This is a genomic window from Paenibacillus sp. J22FR5 (assembly GCF_059691975.1).
This window is the reverse complement of the sequence record NZ_JCAUAN010000019.1, coordinates 20,303-37,973: the sequence shown is the minus strand read 5'-3', so window position 1 is coordinate 37,973 and position 17,671 is coordinate 20,303. Positions and strand designations below refer to the sequence as shown.

Here is a 17,671-nt window from a genome sequence, read left to right as displayed (position 1 = left end):
TTTCTCTATATATGGACATTATAATAGCGTGTCCACATTCCTTGAGATAGGCGTTTCAACTTTCCTGAGGGGAGAATGGTACTTTCTTTCTAAAAAAAGCCCGTTTCGTTTCGAGAAATAATTGATCATGAAACAAGAAACAGACAGCCGCGTACCAGCTGTCTGTTTCTTGTTTTGATGATCATCGGCTTCAACCAAACCGAAGCTTCATCGTTTTAATTTCAAAAGGATTCATTGTCACCGTAAGATGCTCGCTACTGAATTCCACTTCTGTTTCCTTGTGTCGTTCGACAAGATCGCATTCTATTACTTCCTTGATAGATGCAGTGAATGGAAGCCTCACCGATGTGCGTAAGTCGAGCAGATTTTGGAATCGTACTATGTAGGCATCACCCTGCTCCGCTTTTTTGAAGGATAAGATATGAACATCCTCTACGCTTTCCTTCAGGAAGCCATAGCTTTTGGGTCCTGAAGGATTCCAACTGGAGGTCACCTGAAGCGGCATAAATGCTTCAGTGGCTTGCTGCTGAACACGTCCTACCTTCCAATCCCCCGCATGCGGTGCAATCCGGAATGCATATTGGAAACTGCCGCTAATCCATTGCGGGAAATTAAAGGGGAAAATCCCCCCATTAAAGGTGTAGTTACTGGAGCAGTGATAGGGTAATCAGGTGAGTTACGAACCAAGACCAGTCACTTCATGGGTCCCATACTTCCTATAGTAACCTTAACGGAAACATGAATGTCTGCCTCTGACAGCGCTTCTCCCCAATGATCCTCCACTTTCTTGTATTGACTATATTCATGAGCCCGAGCGTAGAGACCAAGCCCGATCGGATCGATTTGATGCTTCTGAAAGTTCTTGATGAGGTTCTCGAATTGCTTTTGCACATGTTCAGAAATCATTTTCTCTAATTCTTTTCCATTCTTTCGCACATCAAAAGGGAATAAACGTTCAGTAAGACCCGCTGGCATTTTAATGTTGATATCGAACCGAAACTTATTCTGATTGTACGAGGTTTTTATTTTCGTTTTTATTCCTTGAGCCGATATACTTAAATGGTCTGTATGAAATGGACCGCTCTTCTTTTCTCCAGGAATTGGAAGTGTTAAGCTAACAGGCTTTTTGGCGTTTTTATTCAATATTTGAAGTAATACGGTTTCCTCTGCGCTCAGCGAAGCGGTATATTTCCCTTTATGATCTAGCAGCGTTACGCCAGCCAGCCTGATCTGTTTGTCCTTGTCCAACTGAATTTCGGAGATATAGGGTGTCACCCCCTTCTCATACATTTGCCAATGCAGCTTCTGCAGCGTTGTTTTTGCCGTTTCCGATCTAGTACTTTTCGTGTCGACCATCCCCCGCAACAATAAAGGTAACATCGGCTGATCTTTCGGTTGTAGGTATATAATGTCGGAGATAGCTCCATCGAAAGCGATGATTCTTGGTGTTAATGGATTTTTCATATCACGAAAGAAGACGTCCAGTATCGGGAACCAGTCTTCATGTTCCAGGATGCGTTTCCCGATAAGCATGACCTGAACCTTTCTACCTGTAATAACACCTGGTGCAAATTGATCTTGCTGCTCTCTCGATTGACGAATCGTTTGTGACTTCACTTCGATTTCTAGTGTTTTCTTCTTTATATCTCTACCGTACGAAGGGCTGTGCAAATATACAAGTAAGTTGTTTTCATTGTCGAGATCCAGACCGAGAGCGAGGTTGTTTGTGGATTCTTCCAAATCCAACCGGTCACTACACCCCGTTGCGATACCCATCATCATAATGATGGCAAAAACGTATAGTGGCCGCTTGTTCATAAGTGCTTCCTCCACCCCAAACGATCATGTATCATTACATATAGGAGTAAACAAGCAGGAACCATGTACTCGACAACAAAGCCGATCTGACCGAGCAAAGTATTCATCCGTTCGCTCTGGAAATAAGTAGGCATGAAGAAATACGTGCCCACAGCGATGAATAGCCAAAGCAGACGTAAATGATTGCGGTGATCCTGCTTTCCGATTAGCCAAGTTGTGCAAAAAACGCTCATGTACATCGTAGGTATCCATGATAATGAAAAGATAAGTAAATAAAACGCAAGAAATATCACTTCGATCCGTGCTATAAACTTAAACTCGATCGTTTTCAATACATTGATCGTCGGTTCGTTGTACTCCATAATTTCATCTGGACTGAAATAGATGAAACAGATAACGGTAATGAACAAATACATGAGCATCGTCAGTAGATACGAGATAACGATTCCGGCTGAGGCCTTCCGCTTGTTTTTGAGAAACGGATACAGAATAAACGTGGTTGAAAAACCTACATGATAATAGAAAGTGCTAGGTACCGCTGAGAATATAGGCTTCCATCCTTCCTTAAGCACAGGAAGCAGACGGAGCCAATGAGCGTCCTTAAGCGGAATCAAATAAACGAAGGGGATCCATAAAGAAAGGAGCATAATCACTTCCACATATCTACCTAATATGCGAGGGCCGTTCCGCACAATGACATAAGTGGGAATAAGTAGCAGAAGCATAATGATATACGCCGGAGTTTGCTGCAGAAGATATTGTTTTGTAATCAATATTGTATAGATAAGACCAGTGTATCCGTAGTAAAAAAGATATAGAGCAAATAGGACGGCTCCCGCTTTGCCTGCCCATTTGCCCAAATACACCGTCAATAGATCTAACAAGGTGCCATCTGGGTACTTCTTCATCACCTGTATGACGATCAAACTCGCTGCAGTAGAGATCAACCAAACGATGATGAGAGCAATCCAGCCTGACGTACCTGCCTGTTCGGCTAATACTCGCGGCAGCGACAAAAAACCGATGCTCACTACCATACCAAAGTTGAGAAAAATATATTGCATGAAGGTGATTTCATTCAATGCATATTTTTTCACTTGCTGTCCCCCCTTAGAGCTATTACTTCACTGTTCCCATAGCGCCTATGATTGTTTTCACGGAAACATGAATGTCGGCTTTGGCCATCTTTTCACCCCAATGATCTTCCACATTCTTGAAATGGCTATATTCGTGCGCCCGCGCGTAGAACCCAAGCCCTATCGGATCGATTTTATCCGCTTGTATTTTCTTTATGAGGCTTTCCAACTGCTTTTGCAATTGTTCGGTAATCTTATTCTCCAACTCTTTCCCATGATTTCGCACGTCGTGAGGGAACATAAGCTCCGATAGTCCAACGCGCATGCTAATGTGCATATCGAACTGAAAGTTGTCCCTAAGGTAGGAGGTCTTGATTTTTACCTTTATGTTATCAGCGTTTAAAGTTAGTTTGTCTGTATGAAACGGTCCGATCTTTATTTCTCCGGGAATGGGAATTGTTAAGCTGACGGTCTTTTTCGTATTTTTTTGCAATATTCGCAGTAGAATACTTTCCTGTATGTTCAGAGAATCAGCAAATTTCCCTTCATGATCAAGCAGTGTCGTGCCTGTCATTGCAATCTGTTTATCTTTCACTCGAACTTCCGAGATGATGGGAGTGGCACCCTTCTCACGTATTTGCTGATGCAGCCCCTGTAAAGTCGTCTTTACCGTTTCCGATGTGGCGTCCTTCGTATCGATCATATCCCGCAGCAATAAGGGCAGTATCGGCTGATCTTTCGGATTTAGGTATATAATTTCAGAGAGAGGTCCATCGAAAGCAATGATCCTTGGAGTTAACGAATTTTTGGGGTCGCGAAACCAGACATCCGTTAGTCGGAACCAGTTTTCTTGCTGCAGGATTCGCTTAGATATCAGTAAGACTTGAATACTTCTGCCTTGGAAAACACCCTGTGTATAACTGTCCTGTTTTTCTCTTGATTGACGATTCGTCTGTGGTTTCACCCTAAGTTCACGTGTTTTTTTCTCGACATCTTTACTGAAAACAGGAGATGTACTATATACAATGAACTCGTGTTCTTTATCGAGATCAAAACCTACTAATAAGGCAAATGAGGAATCTTCCAGATCTAACCTGTCACTGCAGCCTGGAATGATGACGACAACCATCGCGATGAGCATAATTGGAAGGAGCCGTTTGTTCATATGCGCTCCCTCCACTGAAAACGATCATGCATCCATAAATAGATGAGTAAGCAACCGGGAAAAACGTATTCAATTCCAAAACCAACCCGAGTAAGAAAATCATTCATGCGATCGCTCTGATTAAATGTTGGTAAGAAGAAAAACGTACCCACAGCAAGGAATAACCACAATATCCGCAAATGATTGCGATGATCCTGCTTTCCGAGCAACCAGCTTGTGCAAAAAACGCCCATGTATATAGCGGGTATCCATGCTAATGAAAAAATAAGCAAAAAAAATGCGATAAACAGCACTCCTATCCGTTCTACAAACTTAAACTCGATAGATTCCAAGATACTAATCATGGGTTCGTTGTACTTCTGAATTTCATCCGGGCTGTAATAGGCAAAACAGATAACCGTAATGAACAAATACCCAAACATCGTCAGTGTATTGGAGATCACAATAGCGCTAGAAGCCTTTTGTTTGTTCTTCAAAAACGGATACAAAATAAACGTAGTAGCAAATCCGATATAAGAAAAGAACGTTGTAGGCACCGCTGAAATTACGGGCATCCATCCTTCCTTTAATATAGGAAACATATTGAGCCAGTTGACGTCCTTGAGCAGAAGCAAATATACAAATGGTATCCACCAGGAGATCATAAAAACAATTTCCGCATATCTGCCCAAGACGCGAAGTCCATTACGTGTAATCACATAAGTGGGAATGAGCAATAACAGCATGACGATAGCTGCCGATGTTTGCGGCAAAAGCCATGCCTTCGTGAGCAATACCGCCTGAACGAGCCCAGTGTAAGCGTAATAAAAGAGATACAGAGCAAAAAAGATGGCAGCCACCTTGCCTGTCCATTTGCCCAAATATCGTGTTAGTAGATCAAACAATGTTCCTTCGGGGTACCTTTTCATCACCTGAATAACAATCAAGCTTGCTGCTACCGTAACAGCCCAGCCGATGATGAGTGCGATCCAGCCATCCGTACCTGCCTTTTCGGCTAATTTCCGTGGCATCGACAAAAAGAAAACACTGATTTGAATGCCGCTATTCAGAAAAATATATTGCATAGAGGTGATCTCGTTGAATGCATATTTCTTCATTTCCCATCACCTTTTGGACGATTTGATCCTTGTCTCTGCGATTGGGTCGCTCTTGTCCCTAAAGGTCGCTTGCCCATTTTCCACAGCGGTAAACGGACGAACGTATCTTTCCAATCGGCAAATCGTACCGGTGCGAAAGGGGTACCGTACGGTGTTCCAAGCGATTCGAGCGCAATCAGATGCCCGATCATGGTCATCAATGCAATAATGACGCCAACAAAGCCGAACAAGGAGGCAGCTATCATCATGACGAAGCGGATAAGCCGGACGGCTGCGACCATATCATAATTAGGCAGGATGAACGATGCAATGGCCGTGAAGGCAACGACAATTACCATGATATTGCTGATGAGTCCTGCCTGAACGATGGCTTGTCCAATAACAATGCCCCCGACTATACCAACGGTTTGCCCAACGGGAGCAGGGAGACGCACTCCAGCCTCCCGCATCATTTCTAGAGTTACCTCCATGATGATCGCTTCCACAAATGGCGGGAATGGTACTCGACCTCTGAACTCGCCAATCGTGAGCAGTAATTTAACGGGGATGATCTCGAAGTTATAGGAAATGACGGCAATATAGAACGCCGGCAAAAAGATAGCGACGAAAAATGCGAACATCCGCAGCAGTCGTATAAAAGTAGAGATCGACCAGCGTGTGCTGTAATCGTCGATGTTTTGAAAAAACGCCATAAATGCTACTGGTGCTATCAATACGCTTGGTGAACAGTCTACGACAACAGCGAATCTTCCTTGTAATATTTGTGAAGCCGCAGCATCCGGTCTTTCCGTTGTAATAAATTGAGGGAATGGTGAATACGGATTGTCCTCGATAAACTCTGCTAACTCACCAGTGTTAAGGATGACATCGACATCAACTTGCTGAATCCGGTCTTCCAGTTCTTTCAGCACCTCAGGATGAGCGACATCAGCTAAATATAAGATAGAAACTAAGGTGTTTCCTCTTCGCCCAACCACCAGTTCCTTAATTTTCAATTCACGGTTTTGAATATAGCGACGGATTAAGGCAATATTCTGACTGCCTGTTTCAACAAAGCCTTGATGCGCTCCTTTTAAAGAAGCCTCGATCTGAGAGTCTTCAATCGCCCGCTGCGGCCAGCCTTGCGTCCCTAAGGCGGAGGCTTTTGTTCGCCCATTAACAAAGAGTACACTAGTGCCTTGCAAAATGGCATTCTCAACCTGCGGCCAAGTATACAAGCTTTGAATTTGGCCTACATTTACCGTAATATCGTCAACCGTGCCGGTTCCCGTTTCAAATTGCAGCGGACGGAGCACATTATTATTAATTGCGTTTTTATCTACTAGTCCACTTAGGTAGACTAACGCTGCCTGGTCCCCAGACTTCTTAATGATAAAATGCCGTACAACCAGATCGGGGGTTTGACTGAACTGACTATGTAAATAGGTTATATTTTGCACCAAAGAAGTACTTATGGTGTTGCTAGGCGGCTGATTAACTTGTTCTTGAACCGAAAGATACTTCTTCCTTCCGAACCAGTTTGAAAATAGCATCGATCTTCACCACGCTCATCCCATCTTCTTTTCTTTTATTATGCAAGATTATGGGAATTTTATTCATGTCAAATGTAGGCACTTGACTACATCACACAGCTCAAGTAGAATCTTTAGCTGCGATAGAGAAAAAGAAGAAGAACCATCCAAATAGTTGGATGGTTCTTCTTGCCGCTTACTAGAATGGCAGAATGCTAATTTCCCTTGTAGTAAAACGTGGAAAAGTATACACTTTTCTATGGATGATCGTTTTCCTTAGTGCTGAACAAAAATGAATAAAGACTATGGGGAGGCAACATAACGATGGCACATACAGCCGAAATTGAACGAGTAAAAACCTTGCTCCGCCATGCGAAGCAACTATCTGGTGATAGCAACCAAGCTGATGAAAGAATCAAGAGCCTAAGCAACAGACTGGATGCACTTCAACGACTCGAAGAGGGGAACACAGTTCCAACCGAAAACGAGAACGAGACTGAGACCGAGACCGAGAACGAGAGTACTTCGGAGGAAGTGAATGAAGAAGTCGCTGCAGCTGCAGAGCAATCTGCGCCTGATCTGCCCGGTGAGTAGCTAATCGTTATGAATTATTTTCCATGAAAATAAAGCAAAAGCCGGATCCTCAATAGGACCCGGCTTTCGTATTCCTTATTTTTTTCCAGCTGCCCAAGTGTTAAACTGCTTTTTGCTTCCCCACGATCACTTTATCGATCTCTGCGGCTTTCAATTCCTCCAGGATGGACTCACCTTCAATATCCAGATTCGGAAGGATGCGGTCAAGCCATTTTGGCAAGTACCATGCGTATTTCCCCATGATTGTCATGACAGCAGGCACAATCATCATTCGAACAACAAATGCATCAAATAGTATTCCGAAGGCGAAAGCGAATCCCATGGACTTAACCATAGCATCTTCGGTTAACATAAATCCCAAAAAGACGGAAATCATGATGAGCCCTGCAGCAGTAACTACGGATCCACTGTGGTTAATCCCAGCAAGAACAGCACGGCGTGCATTTCCGGTGTGCTTATACTCTTCACGCATTCGGCTGAGCAGGAATACTTCATAGTCCATAGCGAGCCCGAACAGGACGCCGACTACCATGATTGGAAGAAAACTTAAAATGGGACCCGAAGCATGGAAACCGAAAAACTCACCCATATGTCCTTCTTGCACGACATATACAACAAAACCGAGTGTTGCTGCCAAGGAAAGGACAAAGCCCAAAACCGCTTTAATCGGGACAAGCAGCGATCGAAATACGACCATCAGCAGAATAAAAGCAAGCCCGACGACGACAATAGCAAATTTCGGAAGTGCATCATTCAACTTTTGTGAAATATCAATATTAACGGCCGTACTGCCCGTCACTAGGAGTTCAACGTGATTCTGTTTCAGAATGTCAGGGGACTGGTCACGGATAAGCTGAACTAACTCCTTCGTTTCAATATCATGTTCGCCTGTAGCAGGAACGACACTAATCAGATCTACTTTCCCGGATGGACCTGGTACGGCCGGAGCAACAGTACCGATATTAGGGAATGTTTTCAATAATTGAATGACTGTTGCTAAATTTGCAGCCGATTCTTCGCCGCCGTCCGTTTTGGCTAAAATCACTAGCGGACTGTGATACCCCGGGCCGTATCCCTCAGTGAGCAAATCATAGGCGCGGCGTTCCGTTTTATCCGTCGATTTCTGCGCATCATTCGGCATCCCGAGATTTAAATGAGCGAAAGGCATCGCGAAGATTCCAAGGATGACAACACCAACAATGACAATGGCCCATGGGCGTCTTGTTACAAATTTACCCCAGCGGTTTTCATGATTATTGGAATTGGTTTTTTTTGTAAAAATCTTGAGCAAGCGATTTTGCCTTTTGGGGCCGATCCGTTCTCCTAGCAGCCCAAGTAATGCAGGCATGATAATAATTGCAATCAAAACAGCTGTAACAACACAGAAAGCAGCAGCAATTCCCATTTGAGTAAGAAATGGAATCTGAGCTACCGCGAGTCCCGCAAGGCCAATAATAACGGTAATTCCAGCGAATACAACCGAGGATCCGGCTGTTGCATTGGCGATGGCTATCGACTCTTGTACGTTGTACCCCTCGGCAAGCTGTTGACGGTATCTTGAGACAATAAAGAGGGCGTAATCAATTCCTACTGCCAGACCGAGCATTGCTGCTAATGAGATAGAATTTGAGGTCATATCCATAATATTCGAACTAAGTAAAACAGTGATCATACCTAGAACAAGTCCTATAATTGCAGTTACAATAGGCAGAATACCCGTTAGGAAAGAAGCGAATGTAATAGACAAAATAATAAAAGCAACGAAAATACCAATGGCCTCTGTAGAGCCCCCTGCTTCCATCTTCACATAGCCTGAGCCAGTTAACTCTGCCTGCCAACCTGTATCCCGCATCGATTGTGCAACATGAACCACACCGTCCTTCGATTCTTGGGATACATCCGAACCTGGGACTTTGTAGGTGATGGTTGCAAACCCAATTTTTTGGTCTGCACTTAGTGAATGATTCTCATAAGGACTTACAATTGATTTAACTTGTGGATCTTTTGCAATCTCTTTTAAATTGTTGTTAATAAACTCCTGTGCCGATTCGGAGGACAAGGTTTCTTGATCTGGTGCCTTAAATACCATTTGAATTTGCCCGCCCTCTTCCTTCGGTGACGGAAATTCCTTGTTAAGTAGTTCCATTGCGTCCTGAGATTTGAGCCCAGGAATAGAAAAACCTTCACTGAATGCTGGTCCGATCGACAATACCAACCCTGCAGCGATTAATAGAACGACGATCCCACCAACTATAACTTTGACCCGGTTCCTAAACGCCGATAAACCTAGTCGATACAGAAATTTAGCCATTAATCTGTCACTCCTATCAAAATAATTCTCTTTCTAACCTTTATTTTAAGCTTTTCGCAGACAGGCAACATCGTACATAGGGGAAATAAGGTGCATGTACCTTTGGGCAATTTATGTACCAAATAGGCGACAAAAAAACATGCGAAAGGCTTCCCTCCCGCATGTTTCAGGTTAACTATGAATGATTCCCTGCTCCAAGGCGATTGCGACCGCTTGTGACCGCGAGTCGACTCCGAGCTTGTTGTAGATGTTGGTTAAATGAGCTTTGACTGTACGTTCGGAGATACCCATGTCAAATGCAATTTCTTTGCTTCTGAATCCTCTGGCTACGGACTGAAGGATCAAAACTTCTTTCTCTGTCAACGAGGACGTCATCTCTTTGGGACCGGAGGGAGGCTTCTGAAGCGCTCTGACGCTGGCGGCCAACACTTTCTCCATCACATCGGCCTGAAGCAGAGTCTCTCCTCTCACTGCCGACTCAATCGTTCGAAAGAGTTCTTCCCGGCTGGCATCCTTCAGCAAATAGCCCTTCGCCCCTAGAGCAAGCCCGTTTACCATTAATTCATCTTCGTTGTAGGTCGTCAGAATAATGACCGGAATTGAGCAGTTCTTTTTTTTCAACATCTCCATGGCTTCGAGACCGCTCATGACCGGCATGTTCAAATCCATTAAGATCACATCAGGGTGCAGCTCATCAACAAGATTCACAGCCTCCTGACCGTTTGCTGCCTCCCCAATAACTTGAAACTGCTCGTTTGTCTCCATGATCAGCTTCAAACCTTCCCGAACGACATAATGGTCGTCCACGATTAAAACGTTATACCGATTCATGTAGGTTCTCCCTCGTCCAATGAGGATTGGATTTGAATGCGCGTGCCTGCCGAATTACTAAATACTTCTAACTTTCCTCCAATCAGACGTACCCTTTCCTGGATGCCAATTAATCCGTAATGGCCCGCTTTCCTGCCGATGGTATCTGGATTGAACCCAATTCCATTGTCTCTGACCTCAAGGATAAATAGACCGTCTTGACCGGATAGTTTGACCCCTACCTTTTCGGCCTTGGCATGACGGGCGATATTGGTTAGACATTCCTTCACGATCTGAAGACTGTGCTCAACAACCATCTTGGAACATGGTTTGGTGAGATTAAACTGCAGATCTACTGACATCCCCGTCGCATCCGTAAAATGTCGCACCTCATCGGCAACCGCTTCCCTGAAATCAAGCACGGAAGCTGATTTCGTACGTAGATCGTCAATCGCCCGTCTGGCTTCCGCCAAGGTACGTCGAGCCTGTTTCATGGACTGCTTGATAATGTCATGCGTCCTAACCGTGTTCCCCTTCGTCATATGAGCATCCGCGGCTTCCAACTGCATAATTAACCCTGCGACCCCTTGTGCCAGCGTATCATGCAAATCGCGTGCCATGCGTTGACGTTCATTGGAAAGCGTTAACTCTTCCACCTTCTTATGAGCCGCCTCAAGATCTAACAAAAAGTTTTGGGTTCTTAGGCGTGCCTGAACCTGCTGAAAGAATAGAAAGGCATAGGCCACCACGACGATCATCATCATGATAAATAATGGGAGAAGGAGAATGAGCACCCCTGACTCTCGCAAGGTGACAATGGAATCAATAAACAGCATGATACTCAAAACGGCTAGGAGTATGCTTTTTTTTACATTGTACGCCATACCCATACTTTGCGCGATCAAGACCGGAAGCAGCCCAAACAGAACCGCGGGAGAACCTTTGGGCATGATAATTGCACATACATAAATGATGATTCCCTGTACTAAAAAGTATACCCAGGTAAACTTGGGAGTTATTCGGTACGCGTTCCAGAGCAAGAAAACATGGACCCAGATAACAACTGTAAACAAGATACTGGAGAGGGTAGGATCTTTAAAGTTTTGCAATAACATGGTTGAGGTATAAACCAGAAACACCCAGATCAAGACCGGCAGTCTGGACTCAAACAATTCATTTATGGGATGGGGTTGTTTCCTGAATGGATCGGATTCGGCTCTATTTTTCACTTGACTGGCCCCCTTATCCCCCTATTATAACCATTTCATATCCGTAATTGAATTGTACTTTCGTACATGCCCCTTCGTACATAGCATCGACAACTTGGGTAGTTATTTTTTTCGACATCATTCTTATAGATCATAAATAGAGGCTGCCCTCCGTCATCTTCGATGACTTTTGGACAGCCTGCTTTGCGACTTACTTATGATAAAGTTATCATATCAAATCACATACCTTATCCCTTCCGGTGCCTCTACTTTGAGATCGATGCTACCATCCTCTACCTTTTCCCAACTAACTTTGATCAGCCCTTTCGGGGTTATCACTTCGCCTTTCGCCCATGATAAATAGCCCGGAGTTGGACTTACCCTGACGCTTGCGTAGCCCGGTTCTGCCGGCTGCACCCCCAGAACAACTGCTGGAAGTTCATATAGAATTATTGAGCCCCAGGCATGACAGTCGCTTCGTTCCATCACGTTATCCTCTACACACGTCGTCAAATTGTTCGCCAACATCTGTCTCCAAAGCGTCCACAACTCATCCGTTTTGTGATAGAGACCTGCCTTCTCCACCGCGCGGAAAAGGTAGTAGGACATCGCAACGGAACATGGGGCCAAGGTTTCATCCGTCAAGGCCAGCTCCATCAATTCCGTCGCTTTCGTTCCGCTCACGACATCGGTCAATACCGCAAACACCTGGGCATGCTGGCTGTATTCATCTAAGCCAGGACCATCCTGAATAAGACCATCTCTCCCCATGCAGCTTGCGAGTACCGCCATTTTAATTCTTTCCGCTTTCTTCAGAAAGTTCCCCGCCAAATCAAACCGCTCTACATAGCTGGCCAATTCCGCTGCCGCCTGAAGTCCCATCCGATATAATAGCGAATCGAAGGTTACAGGTCCTTTATAAATAGCATTAGGAACGCCTGTGTTCCATGTCTCTACCCAATCAACGAAGGACCAATAGGGATTCCCCATCCCTCCTTCAGATCCTTGCCGTCAGTCCCGTATTTTCCAAACGCTGATCAAAGAACTGCAGAACTCTTTCTATGGATGGCATATACTTCTCAACCAACTTCTTGTCACCAAAGTACATCATGTGGTCGTGGATCATGAGAATATAGTAGATAGCGAATCCCGGGATGACGTTAGGTCCGGTAGACGGATAACAGCTGTTGGTCAGACCGTCGTAACGCTGGGAACGGAAAAAATCATCGATACACTTTCTTGCCAACCGATCATCGGCAGCGATGTTATACGTAAACAGGATTTGGGCTCGCGAATCCATCGCATATTGAAGCTGTTCATAATACGGACAATCCTCATAGGTCTCATGCATGCAGAGGCGCAAAGTTCGCTCGCTGATCTCCCAGATGGCTTGCAAGGATTCATCCGAGGTTTCCACCTTAGTTTGTACCTCAAGCGGATACCCCGTTTCCCGATAGCCTAGCCTCGTGAAGGTCAAAGGCTCCTCTTCGGTTTCCACGGTGATCTGAACAAAACGGAACGTTCGAAACCAGAAGGGTTCATATTCCTCAGGCCCATCAATTGTACCGAACCCGCTGACACGGTACGTGTCCGGCGTTCCTTCCAGATGTCCATGGATATAATCGGTCCGGTCTCCCTTCGCGGGAGTAGGAATATGCCCTTTCTTGTCTTTGCGCGAATACACGTAGGCTTCCGAGCTAAGAATCGAAACTTTTGCTCTTTCGCCTCCGACAAACGCTGTTTCCAGAAAACCTGTCGTTTCGTTGCCTGCACTGATTTCGACTACAACTTTCGTGTTAGGCGGAATCGTTACGGCGCCGCTCGATTCGATAAGCATTTTCCACTCGTCGGTAATCGTTTCTGGTGTTCTAGCACATACCACACTGTTGAACCTTCTCGGTTTCTCATACAGGAACGGAATCGGTCTAGGGGTCATACCGCCAGGGCTGATTGCCTTTCTTACCTGATTGTCCAGATAAGCCTTCGTCTCCGCCCAATCGCAATCATGAAAGCCAGCTTGCTTCCAACCCAAGGTACGAATATCCCCTTCAACAGTCTCAGCAATATACAATGGGTCGAAATACGGATTTGCCCTGCCTAATTGAATGCGGTCCTCATAGAAGCTTTTCCACGTCTCATCGGCCTCAAATGAAAGTTCGGTTCCATCCTCCAGCATGATTGCTCCATCCAGATAAAATCCTGGCATATCCGTTCTCCAAACGGAATGATTTCCCTTATCGTGCTGAGTAGGATAACGGAGGACAACTGCAGCGAATACATTCACACCTGAACGCAGCGCTGCCCTAACTTCCACCTCGTCATAAAACCAAACTTGATCATCTCCTTTGCACGGTCCCTGCGCAATGGAAATGCCATTTATATAAAGGCGATATCTAGAGTCTGCACTAACTCGGAGAATCGCATATTTTACATCTTGTCGAAGATCAAGTTCTTTTCGAAAGTATATAAACGTAGCACTGTCCCGATCATAGGGGCCCGCGGTCCAGATCCACTTGCTATTCTTATTAAAATCCATACGCAATCTCCCTTTCTAACCTTTTACAGCACCTATCGTAATACCTTTTACAAAATACCTCTGAAAGAAAGGATATAGCATCAAAATAGGCAGCATACCGACAACAGCGATCGCCATACGTATGCTAGTGCTTGGCAGCTCTGTATTTACCTTCTGACTTACCGCGCTAGTGCTTAGAAATTGGATATTGCTTAGGATTCGGTTAAGTACATTTTGCAAGCTGAATAAATTCTGATTAGTCAAGTAGTATAACCCGTTTGTCCAATCGTTCCAGTAATTGATTCCTATCATGAGTCCTGCTGTTGCCAGGATAGGCAAGGAAAGTGGGAGTATGATTTGAAAGAACACTTTGTACTCCCCAGCTCCATCCATCTCCGCGGCTTCAATCAATTCGGGTGGAATATTGTTCGAGAAGTAATTTTTCATGAGCAATACGAAAAAAGCATTCAACAATAAATTAGGTACGATCAATGCGAAAATTGTATTTTTTATATGAAAAACTCCGGTCCACATCAAGTAGGAAGGCACCAAACCACCATTGAAAAGCATGGTGAAAAACACAATGAAAGAGAATAGGTTTCTTTTGGAAAAATCTCTTCTTGAGAGCGGATAGGCTAGCATGGATGTCAACAATAATCCCACAGTTGTTCCGAGAGCGGTAACCAAAACTGTTATCCCGTAAGCTCTCAATAACATAGAGCTTTGTTGGAACAAATATTTATAGGCGGTCAAGCTGAACTTCTCCGGAAAAAATGAGTAGCCATGAAGAGTCAACGTTCTTTCATCTGCAAAGGAGGAAATCACGAGCAATAGAAACGGCAATATGCTGGCCAAAGCCGTTATTGTTAATATCATGTTAATGCATATTTGAAATAAGGTACGCTTATTTGTTAGCATAATAATCTTTCCACCTCCTCTTAAAATAAGGCATTGTCTTTATCTGCTTTTCTGACAATGTAATTGGCTAGGAGTATAAGCAAAAATCCTACAACGGATTGGTAAGCTCCCGCTGCCGAGGCCATTCCGATGTCGTTCATCTGCAATAATCCCCGGTAAACATAGGTATCAATAACGTTTGTTGTATTGTAGAGTGCTCCAGAATTCATTGGGATCTGATAGAACAAACCAAAATCCGCGTAAAATATCGTTCCTATTGACATCAATACCAATGTAATAATAGTCGGCTTAAGCATGGGCAACGTAATCGTGACAATCTGTCTCCATTTTCCGGCTCCATCAATCTCCGCAGATTCATACAGGGATTTATCAATGCCAAGAATCGATGCCAGGTAAATAATACATGAGTACCCAAGACCCTTCCATAAATGGACAAAGATTAAGATGAAAGGCCAGTAAGAAGATTCTGTATACCATGAGATTGGTTTGATTCCGAGGAAAGGCAAGATCGTTTTGTTGATTAAACCGGTGTCCACACTTAGAAAAGCGTAGGCGATATACGCGATAATAATGATGGACATTAATTGAGGTAAGAGCAGCACTGTTTGATAAAAACGTGACATAAACTTACTTGTAAGTTCACTGATCAAAATACCGAAGGTAATCCCTATCAGGGTTCCAAAAATAATAAATGCCCCATTATACAAAAGCGTATTTCGCGTAATCACCCATGCATCTGAAGTGCTGAAGAGGTACATGAAATTCTCAAATCCCACCCAATCGCTATGAAAGATCCCCTTGGTGTACTCAACATTCTTAAATGCAATAAAAAGGCCGCTCATCGGTATATAGTTATTGATCAACAGATACAATAGCCCGGGCAGCATCATTACATACATAGGAAGCATGCTTTTTCTTCTATTGGTCGTTGCGCTCAAAGTCAGTCTCCTACCTTCCTACTTCTTGCTGAATAAATGGGGTACAAATATGCACCAAAGTCTGCGTTCTGGTTTCATATTTGTACCCTATGGTTAAAAGGTGTTACTTTTGGTTTGCGGCAAACCAGGCATCCAGCTGTTTCTGTTTTTCAGCGATGATTTTATCCATGCCAGCCGCTTTCAATTTCGAAATAAATTCCGGCAAATACTGGTCCGGATCCAAGCTTCCTGTATCAAGCCCTGGACGATATTGATTGATTGCATTGTTTACATTCGCGATTTCCGTTTTAACCTTGGAACTGTCATAAGAAAAACCGAGAGCGCTAGAGATGGGTGCGGTCTTATTATTTTTATCGAGAATCTTGTAGTTGTTCGGATCATTTCCTTCCCATACGTGAGCGATCAGTTGATTACCCATCAACCAATCCTGACCCAGTCCATAGCCGGTATTGCTTGCATTCACACCGCTTGGGTAACCAATCGTTCCGTCCGGTTTCTTCTCGTAATGCTTGCCCTCGACGCCCCAGTCAATCAAGTTAATAACATTTGGATTCGTATAGGTTAAATTCAAGAACTTCATAGCTGCATCTGGATTCTTCGAAGTAACCGGCATAACCCAGGTCAGACCTTGAATGATTCCCGAAGTAATCAGCGGGTCCTGCAGCTTCTTCGTGACAAACGGATGTCCTGTGTTTCTCGTCAATTGAGCATCAAGGCCAACTTCGCCGTTAGTAAATTCCGAGAATCCTTTACCTGCTTTGAGCAGATTGACTGCTGTCTCGGTTGTTGTTGCTGCATCCTTCAGGATATATCCCTTTTGATTCCAGTCTCTCATCGTTTTTAGGAGGGATTTATAGGCCTCCGTCTCATACAAATTGACGACCTTGTGGTTGTCGTTGCCAAGAAGAACCCCAAAACCGTCTCCTAGATTATCGTATGTTGGTTGAAACAATACCGAATCCGGCGCCAGTGTAACCTTTCCTGCCCCGTTGGGAACAAGCATGGCCATCTCCGGTTCCTTTTTGGATACCACATCGTAAATTTTAGCTATATCCTCAATCGTTTTCACGCTGTCAATACTTAAGCCATACTTGTCCAATATGTCTTTTCTCATGGCAATATTCGGGACGGCCGCTTTGCCATTTCCAACGGTTACGCCAAAGACTTTGCCATCAACCTTTGTCCCCTTCAAGAAGTTCTCTCCTACAGCGGATTTGATTCCTTGACCGTGCTTGTCAATTAAATCTGTCATATCCAGCAATTGCTTCTTGGCAACCATGTTATTGTAAGAGCCCAGTGTGGACATCAGATCAAGCTTTTCTCCGCTGGAGATCATCAGATTAGTTTGTTCGCCCCAGTTTCCGCCGCTGATCGGCAGCAACTTGGCTTTCACATTAATTTCTTTGATCGATATCTTGTTAACCTCGTCTTCAATGAGCTGCATATCCGCCGGTATGGTTCCGTATACTGGAAAAGCATATACGATTTCGTCAGGCTTGGCGGTAGTTGCCGTTCCCTTTGGTTCGTTTTCAGCGCTATTGTTGCCAGCGCCACTGCAGGCGGAAAGCAGCGAGGCAACTACAGCTAACAGTGCTATGACTTTGTTTGTCTTTTTCACTTTGATTTCCCCTTTTTTTTGAATTTCCGTACAACTCCATTATATAATCGTGCCCGTCCACTTCTCTTTAAATCCTCAGACCTCCGTTTGCC

15 protein-coding genes are annotated in these 17,671 nt (G+C 44.3%); 1 reads left to right on the top strand and 14 read right to left on the bottom strand.

Features of this window, described 5'->3' with window-relative positions; translation table 11 throughout:
• Window positions 1–190 precede the first annotated feature (190 nt).
• From AC58P7_RS21695 to AC58P7_RS21670, 6 genes are all read right to left on the bottom strand, one after another.
• Entirely contained in the window at window positions 191–505 is a 315-nt protein-coding gene (locus AC58P7_RS21695; protein WP_497346541.1) for a glycosyl hydrolase-related protein, read from the bottom strand.
• A 188-nt stretch (window positions 506–693) separates the two neighbouring features.
• Window positions 694–1,818, bottom strand: a complete 1,125-nt coding sequence (locus AC58P7_RS21690; RefSeq protein ID WP_497346539.1) for a Ger(x)C family spore germination protein — start codon at window positions 1,816–1,818, stop codon at window positions 694–696.
• Window positions 1,815–2,915 carry a GerAB/ArcD/ProY family transporter gene (locus tag AC58P7_RS21685; protein ID WP_497346537.1) on the bottom strand — a complete coding sequence of 367 codons (1,101 nt, stop codon included), beginning with the start codon at window positions 2,913–2,915 and terminating at the stop codon, window positions 1,815–1,817. The genes AC58P7_RS21690 and AC58P7_RS21685 overlap by 4 nt, the downstream gene beginning before the upstream one ends.
• A 22-nt stretch (window positions 2,916–2,937) precedes the next feature.
• Complete coding sequence (locus AC58P7_RS21680) at window positions 2,938–4,059, bottom strand: Ger(x)C family spore germination protein (protein ID WP_497346535.1); 1,122 nt, start codon at window positions 4,057–4,059, stop codon at window positions 2,938–2,940.
• Window positions 4,056–5,156, bottom strand: a complete 1,101-nt coding sequence (locus tag AC58P7_RS21675; protein WP_497346533.1) for a GerAB/ArcD/ProY family transporter — start codon at window positions 5,154–5,156, stop codon at window positions 4,056–4,058. Before AC58P7_RS21675 ends, AC58P7_RS21680 begins: the two co-directional genes overlap by 4 nt.
• Window positions 5,153–6,688 carry a spore germination protein gene (locus AC58P7_RS21670; protein WP_497346531.1) on the bottom strand — a complete coding sequence of 512 codons (1,536 nt, stop codon included), beginning with the start codon at window positions 6,686–6,688 and terminating at the stop codon, window positions 5,153–5,155. Before AC58P7_RS21670 ends, AC58P7_RS21675 begins: the two co-directional genes overlap by 4 nt.
• Window positions 6,689–6,991: 303 nt before the next feature.
• Here AC58P7_RS21670 and AC58P7_RS21665 point away from each other — a divergent pair, with 303 nt between their 5' ends.
• The gene (locus AC58P7_RS21665; protein WP_497346529.1) at window positions 6,992–7,261 is read left to right on the top strand and encodes a hypothetical protein; all 270 of its coding nucleotides are present in this window, start codon (window positions 6,992–6,994) and stop codon (window positions 7,259–7,261) included.
• A 100-nt stretch (window positions 7,262–7,361) separates the two neighbouring features.
• Here AC58P7_RS21665 and AC58P7_RS21660 read toward each other — a convergent pair whose 3' ends face one another.
• The 8 genes from AC58P7_RS21660 to AC58P7_RS21625 form a co-directional block, all read right to left on the bottom strand.
• A complete protein-coding gene (locus AC58P7_RS21660; protein ID WP_497346527.1) occupies window positions 7,362–9,572 on the bottom strand; it encodes an MMPL family transporter in 2,211 nt (736 codons plus the stop codon).
• A 171-nt stretch (window positions 9,573–9,743) separates the two neighbouring features.
• Window positions 9,744–10,403, bottom strand: a complete 660-nt coding sequence (locus tag AC58P7_RS21655; protein WP_497346525.1) for a response regulator — start codon at window positions 10,401–10,403, stop codon at window positions 9,744–9,746.
• Window positions 10,400–11,611, bottom strand: coding sequence for a sensor histidine kinase (locus AC58P7_RS21650; RefSeq protein ID WP_497346523.1), 1,212 nt, complete (start codon window positions 11,609–11,611; stop codon window positions 10,400–10,402). The genes AC58P7_RS21655 and AC58P7_RS21650 overlap by 4 nt, the downstream gene beginning before the upstream one ends.
• Before the next feature lie 213 nt (window positions 11,612–11,824).
• Window positions 11,825–12,580 carry an alpha-L-rhamnosidase C-terminal domain-containing protein gene (locus AC58P7_RS21645; protein ID WP_497346521.1) on the bottom strand — a complete coding sequence of 252 codons (756 nt, stop codon included), beginning with the start codon at window positions 12,578–12,580 and terminating at the stop codon, window positions 11,825–11,827.
• A 7-nt stretch (window positions 12,581–12,587) separates the two neighbouring features.
• Window positions 12,588–14,126, bottom strand: coding sequence for an alpha-L-rhamnosidase-related protein (locus AC58P7_RS21640; RefSeq protein ID WP_497346519.1), 1,539 nt, complete (start codon window positions 14,124–14,126; stop codon window positions 12,588–12,590).
• Window positions 14,127–14,141: 15 nt separating this feature from the next.
• The gene (locus AC58P7_RS21635; RefSeq protein ID WP_497346517.1) at window positions 14,142–15,023 is read right to left on the bottom strand and encodes a carbohydrate ABC transporter permease; all 882 of its coding nucleotides are present in this window, start codon (window positions 15,021–15,023) and stop codon (window positions 14,142–14,144) included.
• A 20-nt stretch (window positions 15,024–15,043) separates the two neighbouring features.
• Window positions 15,044–15,967, bottom strand: coding sequence for an ABC transporter permease (locus tag AC58P7_RS21630; protein ID WP_497346676.1), 924 nt, complete (start codon window positions 15,965–15,967; stop codon window positions 15,044–15,046).
• Between the two features lie 97 nt (window positions 15,968–16,064).
• Entirely contained in the window at window positions 16,065–17,579 is a 1,515-nt protein-coding gene (locus AC58P7_RS21625; RefSeq protein WP_497346515.1) for an ABC transporter substrate-binding protein, read from the bottom strand.
• Window positions 17,580–17,671: the final 92 nt, after the last annotated feature.

Coding starts and splice junctions, on each gene's coding strand:
- AC58P7_RS21695 (WP_497346541.1), bottom strand. CDS start 505: ATGCCGCTTCAGGTGACCTCCAGTTGGAATCCTTCAGGACCCAAAAGC.
- AC58P7_RS21690 (WP_497346539.1), bottom strand. CDS start 1,818: ATGAACAAGCGGCCACTATACGTTTTTGCCATCATTATGATGATGGGT.
- AC58P7_RS21680 (WP_497346535.1), bottom strand. CDS start 4,059: ATGAACAAACGGCTCCTTCCAATTATGCTCATCGCGATGGTTGTCGTC.
- AC58P7_RS21675 (WP_497346533.1), bottom strand. CDS start 5,156: ATGAAGAAATATGCATTCAACGAGATCACCTCTATGCAATATATTTTT.
- AC58P7_RS21670 (WP_497346531.1), bottom strand. CDS start 6,688: ATGCTATTTTCAAACTGGTTCGGAAGGAAGAAGTATCTTTCGGTTCAA.
- AC58P7_RS21665 (WP_497346529.1), top strand. CDS start 6,992: ATGGCACATACAGCCGAAATTGAACGAGTAAAAACCTTGCTCCGCCAT.
- AC58P7_RS21660 (WP_497346527.1), bottom strand. CDS start 9,572: ATGGCTAAATTTCTGTATCGACTAGGTTTATCGGCGTTTAGGAACCGG.
- AC58P7_RS21655 (WP_497346525.1), bottom strand. CDS start 10,403: ATGAATCGGTATAACGTTTTAATCGTGGACGACCATTATGTCGTTCGG.
- AC58P7_RS21645 (WP_497346521.1), bottom strand. CDS start 12,580: ATGGGGAATCCCTATTGGTCCTTCGTTGATTGGGTAGAGACATGGAAC.
- AC58P7_RS21640 (WP_497346519.1), bottom strand. CDS start 14,126: ATGGATTTTAATAAGAATAGCAAGTGGATCTGGACCGCGGGCCCCTAT.
- AC58P7_RS21635 (WP_497346517.1), bottom strand. CDS start 15,023: ATGCTAACAAATAAGCGTACCTTATTTCAAATATGCATTAACATGATA.